Source organism: Aeromonas sp. ASNIH7 (assembly GCF_002903485.1).
Taxonomy (GTDB): domain Bacteria; phylum Pseudomonadota; class Gammaproteobacteria; order Enterobacterales; family Aeromonadaceae; genus Aeromonas; species Aeromonas caviae.
The window spans coordinates 3,442,160-3,454,653 of sequence record NZ_CP026226.1 but is presented as its reverse complement, the minus strand read 5'-3'; the positions used below and the strand labels follow the sequence as shown (position 1 = coordinate 3,454,653).

Here is a 12,494-nt window from a genome sequence, read left to right as displayed (position 1 = left end):
AAAAATGCCCCGCAGAGCGGGGCATTTTTCAACCTAAGCCTGGATCAGACCGAAGTATCGAGGGGCTCGAAGCCCTTGACCAGATCGTCGATGGCCTTCATCTGCTTGAGGAAGCCTTCCAGCTTCTCCAGCGGCAGGGCGCTCGGACCGTCGCAGCGGGCGACCTTGGGATCCGGGTGGGATTCGATGAACAGGCCTGCCAGGCCCACCGCCATGCCGGCACGGGCCAGCTCGGCCACCTGCTCGCGGCGACCACCGGAGGCGGCGCCCAGGGGGTCACGGCACTGCAGGGAGTGGGTCACGTCGAAGATGACGGGGTAGCCACCCGTGCTCTTCTTCATGACGCCCAGACCCAGCATGTCCACCACCAGGTTGTCATAGCCGAAGTTGACGCCGCGTTCGCACAGGATAAGGCGATCGTTGCCGCACTCCTCGAACTTGTCGGTGATGTTCTTCATCTGGCTCGGGCTCAGGAACTGCGGCTTCTTGATGTTGATGACGTTGCCGGTGCGGGCCATAGCCTCCACCAGATCGGTCTGGCGCGCCAGGAAGGCGGGCAGCTGGATGACGTCGACCACCTCCGCCACCGGCTTGGCCTGATGGGGCTCGTGCAGGTCTGAGATCACCGGCATGCCGAAGGTCGCTTTCAGCTCCTGGAAGATCTTCATCCCCTCTTCCAGACCCGGGCCACGATAGGAGTGGATGGAGGAACGGTTGGCCTTGTCCCAGCTCGCCTTGAACACGAACGGGATGCCCAGCTTGCTGGTCACTTCCACGTACTTCTCGCACACCGCCATCGCCATGTCGCGGGACTCCAGCACGTTCATGCCGCCGAACAGCACGAAGGGCTTGTCGTTGGCGACGTCGATCTGGTTGATCTTGATATTCTTCTGTTCCATCTCAGGCTTCCTTAGGTAAAAGGGCTCGGGGCTTGAATCCACATCCGGCCGCTGTGCCCTGGGCACGGCGGCCTCGATATTCTTCCGCTTGATTTCCCAGCCCCCTCAATGGAGTGGCTTGGGGCTCAGATCCAGACTGGCCAGCTGGGTTTTCAGCACGTCGGCCACGGGATCGTCGGGGCATTGTTCAATAAAGTACTCGAAATCGTCGGCGGCGAAGCGCGGGCAATCGAGCTGCTCGTAGATGAAGCCCCGATCCCGCGTCTCCAGCGGATCGCCGGGTTTCATGCGCAGCAGCAGCTCGCTGCAGCGCAGCGCCTCCGTCATCCGCTCCTCCCGCAGCAGGGCCCCCTTGCTGACGTTGAGCAACCGTTCGATGATCTCCCACTGCCCCGATGGCTGCAGGTGGTCGTCGCTCAGGCTCGCCAGGTTGCCGAGGGCGCCGCGCAGCAGCAGCTCGATGCGGTGCCGGCTCAGCTCGTCCCCATTGAAGGGGTCCACATAGACCTCCCCTTCCAGGCCGGCGAAGCTCAGCAGGAAGTGGCCGGGGAAGCAGATCCCCTCCACATCCAGCCCTATCTTGCGACCCAGCTGGATGATGAGGATGCCGAGGCTGACCGGGATCCCCTTGCGCCTTGCCAGCACCTGGTTCAGGTCGCAGTTGGCCGCCGAGAAGTAATCCTGCCAGTCGCCGCGAAACCCCAGGGTCTGGTAGAACCCCTGCAGCAGCTGGCGGCGCACCTCGTCGCAGTCCCCCTCGGCAATCGCCTCGTCCAGCCAGGCATCGAGGCGGGCCAGCTCGGCCTCCCCGCTCCCACCCTGTCCCCGGATCTCGTCGCTCACCGACAGCGCCAGCTCGGCGATGTCATGGGCTTCGAAATCGGTCCATTCGTCCACGCGTATCATCGTCGTCATCCCTAACCGAACAGGCTGGCCTGCTTTTGTACCGCCAGCTTGGCGATAAAGAAGATCCACCCCAGGGCGCCCAGGAAGGCAAACCAGCGGATGCCGTTGCTGCGCGCCAGGCGCAGGGCCATCATGGCCAGAAACATCACCACCAGCACCGCGGTCAGCTTCTCGCTGAGCCAGGGAATGGCGTTGTTGAGGGGGTTGAGGTCCAGCACCATGCACAACAGCACGCCGGAGAGCACCACCAGGCCGTTGAGCCAGCCGCTCACCCTGAGGGTACGGGCCCCCGCCAGGGCGGAGCCGGTCTGCGACCAGTAAAAGCGCAGGATAAACATCAGCACGGCCCCGGCTATCAGGGCGAGGTGCAGATGCTTGAGCACAACATACATAACATTTCCTTGCACGGGGGCGGGAAGAGCCCGCCCGTCATCGTCAACGAGCCAGCCGCCCCAGGGTCACTCGCTCGTTATCACCGTAATCGCGCACGGTTTCCACCTGGTCGTAGCCTTGCTGCAACAGGAGTTGACGCACCAATGCCCCCTGCTCCCAGCCGTGCTCCAGCAGGAGCCAGCCACCGGGAACCAGGTGGGCAGGTGCGCCTGCCACGATGAGGCGGATGTCCGCCAGCCCCTGCTCGTCCGCCACCAGGGCGGAGCGGGGCTCGAAGCGCACGTCCCCCTCGTCGAGATGAGGATCCGCCCCGTCGATGTAGGGCGGGTTGGAGACGATCATCGCAAAGCGCGGAGCACCCGAGAGCGGCTCGAACCAGCTGCCGTCCCGCACCGTGACGGGCAAGCCCAGCGCGGCGCTGTTGGCGCGGGCCAGGGCGGCGGCCTCCGGCATCCTGTCCACGGCCCATACATCGGCATCCGGTCGCTCGGACTTGAGCGCGAGCGCGATGGCGCCGGTCCCTGTGCCGAGATCCAGCAGGGCGCAGGGGCCTGCTGGCAGGCGCGCCAGCGCCTGCTCCACCAGCACCTCGGTATCCGGGCGCGGGATCAGAGTGGCCGGGCTCACTTTCAGCGGCAGGGACCAGAACTCCCGCTCGCCGATGAGGTGGGCGATGGGTTCGCCCTGGAGGCGGCGCGCCAGCCAGCCCGCCAGGGTCGCCTGCTGGGCGGCATCGAGCTCGCGCTCCGGCCAGGTCATCAGGTAGCCGCGCCGGCACTCCAGCAGATGGCAGAGCAGGGCATCGGCGTCGGCGCGGGGGGATTCCCCGGAGGCCAGGGTCGCCATGATATGGGCACGGGCCTGCTGGATCTGCATCAGTTGCTCTCGGCCAGGGAGGCGAGCTGATCCGCCTGATACTCCTGCACCAGGGGGGTGATCACGCAGTCCAGATCTCCCTCCAGGATTTCGCCCAGGCGATACAGGGTGAGGTTGATCCGGTGCTCGGAGAGGCGTCCCTGGGGGTAGTTGTAGGTGCGGATGCGCTCGGAGCGATCCCCGGAGCCCACCAGGTTGCGGCGGGTGCTCTGCTCGGCGGCGCGGTGGCGCTCGTCCTCGGCCGCCTGCAGGCGGGCCGAGAGCACCGACATCGCCTTGGCGCGGTTCTTGTGCTGGGAGCGCTCGTCCTGGCACTCCACCACCAGGCCGGTGGGCAGGTGGGTGATGCGGATGGCCGAGTCGGTCTTGTTGACGTGCTGGCCGCCGGCCCCGGAGGCGCGGAAGGTGTCGATCTTCAGCTCCGAGGGGTTGATTTCGATCTGCTCGGCCTCCGGCACTTCCGGCAGCACGGCGACGGTGCAGGCGGAGGTGTGCACCCGGCCCTGGGACTCGGTCTCCGGCACCCGCTGCACCCGGTGACCGCCGGATTCGAACTTGAGGCGGCCGTAGACGTGCTCGCCGTCCACCTTGGCGATCACCTCCTTGTAGCCGCCGTGCTCGCCCTCGTTGCAGCTGACGATGGAGACACGCCAGCCCTGGCGCTCGGCGTAGCGGGAATACATGCGGAACAGATCCCCCGCGAAGATGGCCGCCTCGTCACCACCGGCGCCGGCGCGGATCTCCAGATAGCAGTTGTTGTCATCCTTGGGATCCCGCGGCAGCAGCATCACCTGCAGCGCCTGCTCCTGCTCCTCGAAGGCCGCCTTGGCGAGCGGCAGCTCCTCCTGCGCCATCTCGCGCAGGTCGGCATCCTCCTCCTCCAGCATCAGCCGGGTGGTCTCTAGGTTCTCTTCGGCCTGACGGAAACGCTGGAAGGCGTGGACTATGTCTTCCAGCTGGGCATATTCCCGGGTCAGGGCACGGTATCTGTCCTGATCCGAGGCCACCCCGGGCTCGCCGAGCAGGGCCTGTACTTCTTCGTGGCGCTCGATGAGGCCTTCCAGCTTTCTGATCAATGACGGGTTCATGACTCTTGGATTCTCGATGGAGGACGGGACGGCCAAGGGGCCGCCCCAACACTATGATTCTTGTGACAATCCCAGCACCTGACGCAGCTGGGCCAGCTTGTGGGCATCCCCCTGGGCGGCGGCCTGGCGCAGGGCCTGGGTCGGTGCGTGGATCAACTTGTTGGTGAGGCGGTGCGCCATGGCCCTGAGGGCCTGCTCGGCATTCTCGCCCTGTTGCAGGGCCAGCAGGGCGCGCTGCAGCTCTTCATCGGCCACCTGCTGGGACTGGTGACGGTAATCGCGGATGAGATCCACCGAGTGCTGGCTGCGATACCAGCCCATGAAGTCGTCGCGCTCTTCCTGGACGATGAGCTCCGCCTCGGCGGCCGCCCGCTTGCGGGTCTCGAGGTTCTGCTCGATGATGCCCTGCAGGTCGTCCACCGTGTAGAGGTAGGCGTCGGAGAGCTCGTCCACCTCGGCCTCGATGTCACGCGGCACGGCGATGTCCACCAGGAACATGGGCCTGAAGCGGCGGGCCTTCAGCGCCCGCTCCACCATGCCCTTGCCGAGGATGGGAAGGGGGCTGGCGGTGGAGCTGATGACGATGTCCGCCTCGTGCAGGTAGTCCGGGATCTCTTCGAGCGTCATTACCTGGGCACCGAACTCCTCTGCCAGCAACTGGGCCCGTTGCAGGGTGCGGTTCGCCACCATCATCCGGGTCACGCTCTGCTCGCGCAGATGGCGGGCCACCAGTTCGATGGTTTCGCCGGCGCCCACCAGCAGCACCTTGGTCTGGGAGAGATCGGAGAAGATACGGCGGGCCAGGCTCACGGCGGCGAAGGCTACCGACACCGCGCTGGCGCCGATCTCGGTGTCAGTGCGCACCCGTTTGGCCACCGAGAAGGATTTCTGGAACAGGCGCTCCAGGGATCCTTTCACCGCATCCGCCTGCTGGGCGTGGGCGTAGGATTGCTTGATCTGCCCCAGGATCTGCGGCTCCCCGAGCACCAGGGAGTCGAGGCCGCAGGCCACCCGCATCAGGTGCCGCACCGCTTCCTCGTCCTGGTGCCGGTAGATGGCGGAGAGCACCTCGCTCGCCTCCAGCGCGTGGAACCGCTGCAACCAGTTCAGCACCTGCTCCCCCTGCCCCTGCTCCAGGCTGCAATAGAGCTCAGTGCGGTTGCAGGTGGAGACGATCACCGCCTCGCTGACGCCAGGCTGCTCCACCAGCTCACGCAGGGCGCGATCGATGCGGTCCGGGCCAAAGGCGACCCGCTCCCGCAAGGCGACACTGGCGGTGTTGTGGTTGATTCCGAGGGCAAGCAGACTCATGGGTGGGTGATGATCGTTTCATGCACAGGGTGTAGAGGCCGACAATTGTACGAGAAAGGGTAAGTCTTTAAAAGCAATACGGCCGCCCCTTATACTGTCGCAAACCTCATCTGCGGAGCTCCACCTTGTTGTTGCGTATCTTCTCCCTCGCCTGCCTGCTGGTGCTGGCGGGCTGTACCACCACCCAACCCCAGCGGGATCAGGTCAACTGGCAGCAGGAGCGCGCCCGCCTCGAACGCCTCACACACTGGCAGTTGTCGGGCAAGATGGCCATCATCACCGCCCGCCAGAAGGGCAGCGCCCGCCTCAACTGGCAGCAGAACGGCGACGACTACCGCCTCAACCTCACCAGCCTGATCGGCACCCATATCCTGGAGCTCTCCCGCACCGGGGGCGAGGTGACCCTGCTCGACAACGACGGCAGGCTGCACCAGAGCCAGGATGCCGAGGCGCTCGTCTACCAGCTCACCGGCTGGCACATTCCGGTGGCCGGGCTGCCGGAGTGGATCAAGGGGCTGCCGGGCAACGCCGAGTTCGAGCTCAATCCCGACGCCAGCCTCGCCAGTGTGCGCGATGGCCAGTGGCAGATCCTCTACGGCGATTACCGGGACCAGGACGGCTACCGCCTGCCGCACCTGCTGACCATGACGGGCCAGGAGAGCCGCCTCAAGTTGCAGATCAACCAGTGGACGCTGGCACAGTGATGGCGCAGGAGCACAGCACCATGATGAAGCCTGGCCAGATCCGCTGGCCCGCCCCGGCCAAGCTCAACCTCTTCCTGCACGTCAACGGCCGCCGCCCCGACGGCTATCACGAGCTGCAGACCCTGTTCATCTTCCTCAGCCACGGCGACTGGCTGGAGTTCGAGGTGATCCCGGGTAGCGACCAGCTCACCCTGAGCCCCGCCATTCCCGGCGTGCCCGATGAACAGAACCTCATCATCCGCGCCGCCCGCCTGCTGCAAACCAGGCTGCCGAGCCCCCAGGGGGCCCATATCCGGCTGGAGAAGGTGCTGCCCATGGGCGGCGGCATCGGCGGGGGCTCGTCCGATGCCGCCACCACGCTCGTGGCCCTGAACCATCTCTGGCAGGCGGGCCTCGGCGAGGATGAGCTGGCGCAGCTCGGCGTGCAGCTCGGCGCCGACGTGCCGGTGTTCGTGCGCGGCCGGGCCGCCTTTGCAGAAGGAGTGGGCGAGCGACTGCAACCGGTCGAGGTGCCCGCTGCCTGGTATCTGGTGCTCAAGCCCGACTGCCATGTGGCAACGGCGGCCGTGTTTCAGGATCCGGAACTGCCTCGCGACACCCCCAAGATGACCCTGGGCAATCTGCTGGAAGGGGAGTGGAAAAACGATTGCGAATTGCTGGTGAAAAAGCGCCACCCCGAGGTTGCCAATGCGCTCGGCTGGTTGCTAGAATACGCGCCGTCAAGAATGACGGGCACTGGCGCCTGCGTCTTTGCTCAATTTGAAGACGAAATGGCTGCTCGGAAGGTGTTGGCCAAAGTGCCGGAAGGCTGGGATGGGTTTGTCGCCAAGGGCGAGAACATATCACCACTCTTCGCCACTTTGCAACAAGTCAGTGATTGGGGTATCGCCAAGCGGTAAGGCAGCGGGTTTTGATCTCGCCATTCCTAGGTTCGAATCCTAGTACCCCAGCCAACTCTCTCCTTGTTGAGGCCGTATCGGGAGGTGTTGACCTCGTCGATGTGTCTTGGGCCAATCTGACGCGATGGCGCTCAAGGTGGATTCCCGTCCACCCACCCTGCGGGTGATGAGACGCCATCCTCGACATCGCCCAGAGACCTTGTCCGTCATCTTGCTAAATCGTTTGCCCCCAAACGATACGGGTCTAAAATCAGACTCCCCACATACTGGATGCAACCCCGAGGTTTCAAACCGTGCCTGACATGAAGCTGTTTGCTGGTAACGCAACGCCGGAACTAGCCCAGAAGATCGCAGATCGCCTGTTTATCAAACTCGGCAATGCTGCCGTAGGTCGCTTTAGCGACGGCGAGATCAGCGTACAGATCAACGAGAATGTACGCGGTGGCGATATCTTCATCATTCAATCCACCTGTGCCCCGACCAACGACAATTTGATGGAATTGATCGTCATGGTGGATGCACTGCGTCGTGCTTCAGCTGGCCGTATCACTGCCGTTATCCCCTACTTTGGTTATGCCCGTCAGGACCGCCGCGTCCGCTCCGCCCGTGTGCCCATCACCGCCAAGGTCGTCGCCGACTTCCTCTCCAGCGTGGGTGTGGACCGTGTGCTGACCGTTGACCTGCATGCCGAGCAGATCCAGGGCTTCTTCGACGTCCCCGTCGACAACGTGTTCGGCAGCCCGGTGCTGCTGGAAGACATGAAGGCCAAGAACCTCGAATCCCCCGTGGTCGTGTCACCGGACATCGGCGGCGTAGTCCGTGCCCGTGCCATCGCCAAGCTGCTGGACGACACCGACATCGCCATCATCGACAAGCGTCGTCCCCGTCCGAACGTCTCCCAGGTCATGCACCTGATCGGCGACGTAGCCGGTCGTGACTGCGTCATCGTCGACGACATGATCGACACCGGCGGCACCCTGTGCAAAGCGGCCGAAGCGCTGAAAGAGCGTGGTGCCAAGCGCGTGTTCGCCTATGCGACCCACCCTGTCTTCTCCGGCACCGCCGTTGAAAACATCAAGAATTCGGTCATCGACGAGCTGATCATCACCGACTCCATCCCGCTCACCCCGGAGATGAAGGCAGTCGGCAAGGTCAAGCAGCTGACCCTCTCCTCCGTGCTGGCCGAAGCGATTCGCCGCATCAGCAACGAAGAGTCCATCTCTGCCATGTTCGAGCATTGATAGACCCTGTTGTGACAAAAACCGCCGAATGGCGGTTTTTGTTTTTTTGGGTGCCTGGCGCCAGCCGCCAGCCTCCACTCGGCAAGAGACGAAAACCTCGGACGAGCCACCCCACCCGAGCCCTTCTGTCCGGCTTTTCCCCGACCTTGCCGCACTTTGGTTGAGTGATCGCCACTCGGCGGCTAGAATATTGCGTCCCATTGCCCCGGGTCATCCGCCCATGGCAAGTAGCGAGTGAAGACATCAAGCGTGACAAGTCAAATCAAACTGATTGTCGGGCTGGGTAATCCCGGCCCCGAATATGCCAAGACCCGCCACAATGCGGGCGCCTGGTATGTGGAGCAACTGGCACGCTGGCACAACGTCAGCCTGCGCGAAGAGCCCAAGTTCTTCGGCCACACCGCCCGCATCCAGGTGGATGGCCAGGATGTGCGGCTGCTCATCCCGAACACCTACATGAACCTCTCCGGCAAGGCGGTGGCCGCGCTCGCCCGCTTCTACCAGATCGAGCCGGAAGCCATGCTGGTGGCCCACGATGAGCTGGACCTGCCTCCCGGCATCGCCAAGTTCAAGCAAGGGGGCGGTCACGGCGGCCATAACGGCCTCAAGGACATCATCGCCAGGATGGGCAACAACAATAACTTCTTCCGGCTGCGCCTTGGCATCGGCCATCCGGGCGCCAAGGAGCTGGTCGCCGGCTTCGTGCTGACCAAGGCGCCCAGCAGTGAGCAGAGTCTGATCGAGGCCGCGCTGGACGAGTCCCTGCGCGCCACCGACATCCTGTTCAAGCAGGACATGACCAAGGCCATGAATCGCCTGCACAGTTTCAAGGCCGAGAAAGTCTAGGCCTTCAGCCTGCATCGCCAGGCAGTTCAAGATGACCGGCCCCCTGGCGAGATCCCTCGCCTCGGGGTCAAGCAACACGACACGGGCCGCCCGCGCGGCCCCTTGAAGCATCCACCAACAAGGTAACAATCCATGGGTTTTAAATGCGGTATCGTGGGCCTGCCCAATGTAGGCAAATCCACCCTGTTCAATGCGCTGACCAAGGCCGGCATCGAAGCCGCCAACTTCCCGTTCTGCACCATTGAGCCGAACACGGGTGTGGTCCCCATGCCGGATCCTCGCCTCGACCAGCTGGCGGCCATCATCAATCCGCAGCGTGTCGTGCCGACCACCATGGAGTTCGTGGACATCGCCGGCCTGGTGGCCGGTGCCTCCAAGGGCGAAGGCCTTGGCAACCAGTTCCTCGCCAACATCCGTGAAACCGAAGCCATCGGTCACGTGGTGCGCTGCTTCGAGGACGAGAACATCGTCCACGTGGCGGGCAAGGTCTCCCCGGCCGACGACATCGAGGTGATCAACACCGAGCTGGCCCTCTCCGACCTGGATGCCTGCGAGCGCGCCATCAATCGCCAGTCCAAGCGTGCCAAGGGCGGCGACAAGGATGCCAAGCTGGAAGTGGAAGTGCTGGAGAAGATCAAGGTTGCCCTGGAAAACGGCCAGATGATCCGCGGCATGAAGCTGGACAAGGATGAGCTGGACGCCGTCAGCCACCTCAACTTCCTGACCCTCAAACCCACCATGTACATCGCCAACGTGGCGGAAGATGGCTTCGAGAACAACCCCTACCTGGATCAGGTCCGTGAGATAGCCGCCGCCGAAAACGCCGTTGTCGTGGTCGTCTGCTGCGCCATCGAGGCGGACATCGCCGAGCTGGACGACGAAGACCGCGCCGAGTTCATGGCGGATCTGGGCATCGAGGAGCCGGGCCTGAACCGGGTGATCCGCTCCGGATACGAGCTGCTCAAGTTGCAGACCTACTTCACCGCCGGTGTGAAAGAAGTGCGCGCCTGGACCATTCCGGTAGGCGCCACCGCCCCGCAGGCCGCTGGCAAGATCCACACCGACTTCGAAAAAGGCTTTATTCGCGCCCAGACCATCGCCTTCGACGACTTTATCACCTACAAGGGTGAGCAAGGCGCCAAGGAAGCAGGCAAGATGCGCGCGGAAGGGAAAGACTACATCGTCAAGGATGGCGATATCATGAACTTCCTGTTCAACGTCTGAGTCAAATAAGCCATTTCACAAGATTTCATCAGATTACCCTGAAGTCCTAAAATAGCGTAAAAACCCCGGAATACCGGGGTTTTTACTTTCTAGAGATTGCATAAGGCTACTCTACCTTACCATCTCAAAGTGACTACATTGGTGTATACAAACATTGAACTGAATGACGAATGGTGTATATGATGATCCTATCATTCATCTTCTCAGATCCCGTAATACCATGCTGACAGATGCCCACTGCCGTGCTGCTAAGCCAAAGGAGCAGCTTTACCGCTTGAACGACCTACGTGGCCTCTACCTTGAAGTGAAGCCCAACGGAGTGAAAGCTTGGCGTTACCGCTTCAAGCTCGCGGGCAAGGGCTCATGGTTTGCACTCGGCGATTACCCTCTCGTCAGCTTGGCCGAGGCACGTGCCAAGTGCGATGAGGCACGTAAGCTGGTCAAACAAGGGATCAATCCCGTTCAGAACCGGCAGCTGGAGCGCCTAAAACGCGAGCACGATTCCGCCAATACCTTTGAGGCAATAGCTAAAGAGTGGCTAGCTCTGCGGGACTGGGAGGAGGTCACCAAGAAGCGTCGCCTGGATATGCTGGAGCGGGTTGTTTTCCCCAGCATCGGTAAGCTACCGGTAAGAGACATAACACCAGCTCACGTTCTCGATATCCTAACTAGGACAGTGAAGCGTGGCGCACCGACAGTTGCAGCCGAAGCAAAGCGCACCATGTCCGGCATTTTCGAGCTGGCGGTTGCAACCCTACGAGCAGATACCGATCCGGTATGGCCTGTCCGGAAGGCACTACCTGCCAACAAGACGCAGCATAAAACCGCACTGACTACTACGCAGATCGGCAAGCTGCTCAATGACTTCGACAACCACCGCTGCGGCTATCAGGTCAATTTCTGCATACAGTTGATGTGGTGGACACTGGCACGACCGAGCGAGGCGGCAGAGGCGGAATGGACCGAATTCGATCTCGACGCAGCGCTTTGGACGATCCCGGCCCGGCGTATGAAAGCCCGCCGCGAGCATGTGGTTCCACTACCGGCCCAGACTGTGCAAATGCTGCACCGCCTACATGCTATCAGCGGCGACAGAATCCACCTGTTTCCCGGCAGGGATGACCGAAACAAGCCAATGTCGGTACACTCGATCCGACAGGCGCTCAAAGTGCTGGGCTGGAGCGGCACCTACAGCCCGCATGGCACCAGAACCACGGGCAGCACTCGCTTAAATGAAATGGGCTATCGCCCCGATGCCATAGAGGCGCAACTTGCCCATGCAGAACCCAACTCGGTACGCCGCACGTACAACCATGCCACCTACCTAGAAGAGCGGCGAGATATGATGCAAGCATGGGCGGACAAACTCGAACTCTGGAAGCGGGAGAGCGCAGGTGAAGTCAGTCGAGCACAGTGAGTACCTGCCCGACACAGAGGCAGGGCGCTCATTATTCAGAGAGCGCCTGATTGACAAAATTCAGCAACATCATGATTTCAAGCTGCTGCCAGGCAAAATTCAGTCGAGCTTCTTTGATGAGTTAGCTGCACTCACCCTCTTCGGCACCAACAACTGTTCAGTGGAGACATATAGCCCAAGGATACGCGGACTCGAAAAACTGGCCGACAGTTATCGCAGGGTCGCCAACAGCATTGCCCTGCTGTCGGAAATAGATGAACTGGTCATCGATGATGCGTTCCAACACAGCATGCCTTTGCAACAGCAAAAGAACCTGATGCGACAATTGGCTGCTCAGGTTGATGGCCTGATAGGCGCTATGCGCCAGACGCCCTCCGGCACGTCTGAGCGTTTTTTGCTAAGACTGCAGGGAGCGAGCTTGTTGAGGCAATTAGACAAGCTGGGAGTAGCCTGCAAGATCAATAATGACTTTCACAAAACCATCCAAGTTGATGTGGCGCACCACGAGGATGGCGAGAGCACACAGCCCTTTCTTCCGGATTTGTCGCAGAGCATGACACTTGCCATGCTCTGCACCATGCTGGTTCTCTTCAACAATGGCCAGGTCGTTGAATGGAGCTACTGCCGCAGACTGCTGCAGGAGGGAAAGAAAGCCTTTCAATCAAGCAGCAGTTGATTAATTTACTTGGC

The 12,494-nt window shown here is 62.2% G+C and carries 13 protein-coding genes and 1 tRNA gene; 8 read left to right on the top strand and 6 right to left on the bottom strand.

All coding sequences use genetic code 11. The features are described from left to right. Positions 1 to 44: 44 nt before the first annotated feature. The 6 genes from kdsA to hemA all read right to left on the bottom strand — a co-directional run bounded on the left by kdsA (position 45) and on the right by hemA (position 5,473). Positions 45 to 899 carry a 3-deoxy-8-phosphooctulonate synthase gene (kdsA, locus tag C2U47_RS16360; RefSeq protein WP_010673853.1) on the bottom strand — a complete coding sequence of 285 codons (855 nt, stop codon included), beginning with the start codon at positions 897 to 899 and terminating at the stop codon, positions 45 to 47. A 105-nt stretch (positions 900 to 1,004) separates the two neighbouring features. Then, positions 1,005 to 1,805 carry a SirB1 family protein gene (locus tag C2U47_RS16355; protein WP_010673852.1) on the bottom strand — a complete coding sequence of 267 codons (801 nt, stop codon included), beginning with the start codon at positions 1,803 to 1,805 and terminating at the stop codon, positions 1,005 to 1,007. 11 nt (positions 1,806 to 1,816) lie between these two features. After that, positions 1,817 to 2,197: a SirB2 family protein gene (locus C2U47_RS16350; RefSeq protein WP_010673851.1), complete on the bottom strand. Its 381-nt coding sequence runs from the start codon at positions 2,195 to 2,197 to the stop codon at positions 1,817 to 1,819. A 43-nt stretch (positions 2,198 to 2,240) separates the two neighbouring features. Continuing rightward, the gene (prmC, locus tag C2U47_RS16345; RefSeq protein WP_010673850.1) at positions 2,241 to 3,074 is read right to left on the bottom strand and encodes a peptide chain release factor N(5)-glutamine methyltransferase; all 834 of its coding nucleotides are present in this window, start codon (positions 3,072 to 3,074) and stop codon (positions 2,241 to 2,243) included. Then, positions 3,074 to 4,162, bottom strand: a complete 1,089-nt coding sequence (gene prfA, locus C2U47_RS16340) for a peptide chain release factor 1 (RefSeq protein ID WP_010673849.1) — start codon at positions 4,160 to 4,162, stop codon at positions 3,074 to 3,076. The genes prmC and prfA overlap by 1 nt, the downstream gene beginning before the upstream one ends. A gap of 51 nt (positions 4,163 to 4,213) precedes the next feature. Then, positions 4,214 to 5,473 (bottom strand): glutamyl-tRNA reductase, encoded by a 1,260-nt coding sequence (gene hemA / locus C2U47_RS16335; protein WP_010673848.1) that lies wholly within the window; start codon positions 5,471 to 5,473, stop codon positions 4,214 to 4,216. 125 nt (positions 5,474 to 5,598) lie between these two features. Between hemA and lolB the strand changes: the two genes are divergently transcribed. The 8 genes from lolB to C2U47_RS16295 all read left to right on the top strand — a co-directional run bounded on the left by lolB (position 5,599) and on the right by C2U47_RS16295 (position 12,480). Further along, positions 5,599 to 6,177 (top strand): lipoprotein insertase outer membrane protein LolB, encoded by a 579-nt coding sequence (lolB, locus tag C2U47_RS16330; RefSeq protein ID WP_069784693.1) that lies wholly within the window; start codon positions 5,599 to 5,601, stop codon positions 6,175 to 6,177. Positions 6,178 to 6,197: 20 nt separating this feature from the next. Then, the gene (gene ispE / locus C2U47_RS16325) at positions 6,198 to 7,076 is read left to right on the top strand and encodes a 4-(cytidine 5'-diphospho)-2-C-methyl-D-erythritol kinase (protein WP_029314128.1); all 879 of its coding nucleotides are present in this window, start codon (positions 6,198 to 6,200) and stop codon (positions 7,074 to 7,076) included. Continuing rightward, positions 7,056 to 7,130: transfer RNA gene (locus C2U47_RS16320), tRNA-Gln, on the top strand. The genes ispE and C2U47_RS16320 overlap by 21 nt, the downstream gene beginning before the upstream one ends. Before the next feature lie 239 nt (positions 7,131 to 7,369). Next, on the top strand, positions 7,370 to 8,317 hold the full coding sequence (locus tag C2U47_RS16315) for a ribose-phosphate pyrophosphokinase (protein WP_010673845.1): 948 nt from the start codon (positions 7,370 to 7,372) through the stop codon (positions 8,315 to 8,317). Positions 8,318 to 8,566: 249 nt separating this feature from the next. Next, positions 8,567 to 9,163, top strand: a complete 597-nt coding sequence (gene pth / locus C2U47_RS16310; RefSeq protein WP_010673844.1) for an aminoacyl-tRNA hydrolase — start codon at positions 8,567 to 8,569, stop codon at positions 9,161 to 9,163. Positions 9,164 to 9,295: 132 nt separating this feature from the next. Continuing rightward, positions 9,296 to 10,387, top strand: coding sequence for a redox-regulated ATPase YchF (gene ychF, locus C2U47_RS16305; protein WP_010673843.1), 1,092 nt, complete (start codon positions 9,296 to 9,298; stop codon positions 10,385 to 10,387). Between the two features lie 163 nt (positions 10,388 to 10,550). Continuing rightward, complete coding sequence (locus C2U47_RS16300; protein ID WP_324792878.1) at positions 10,551 to 11,804, top strand: tyrosine-type recombinase/integrase; 1,254 nt, start codon at positions 10,551 to 10,553, stop codon at positions 11,802 to 11,804. After that, positions 11,782 to 12,480 (top strand): hypothetical protein, encoded by a 699-nt coding sequence (locus C2U47_RS16295; protein WP_103261723.1) that lies wholly within the window; start codon positions 11,782 to 11,784, stop codon positions 12,478 to 12,480. The genes C2U47_RS16300 and C2U47_RS16295 overlap by 23 nt, the downstream gene beginning before the upstream one ends. The last annotated feature ends 14 nt before the right edge of the window (positions 12,481 to 12,494 follow it).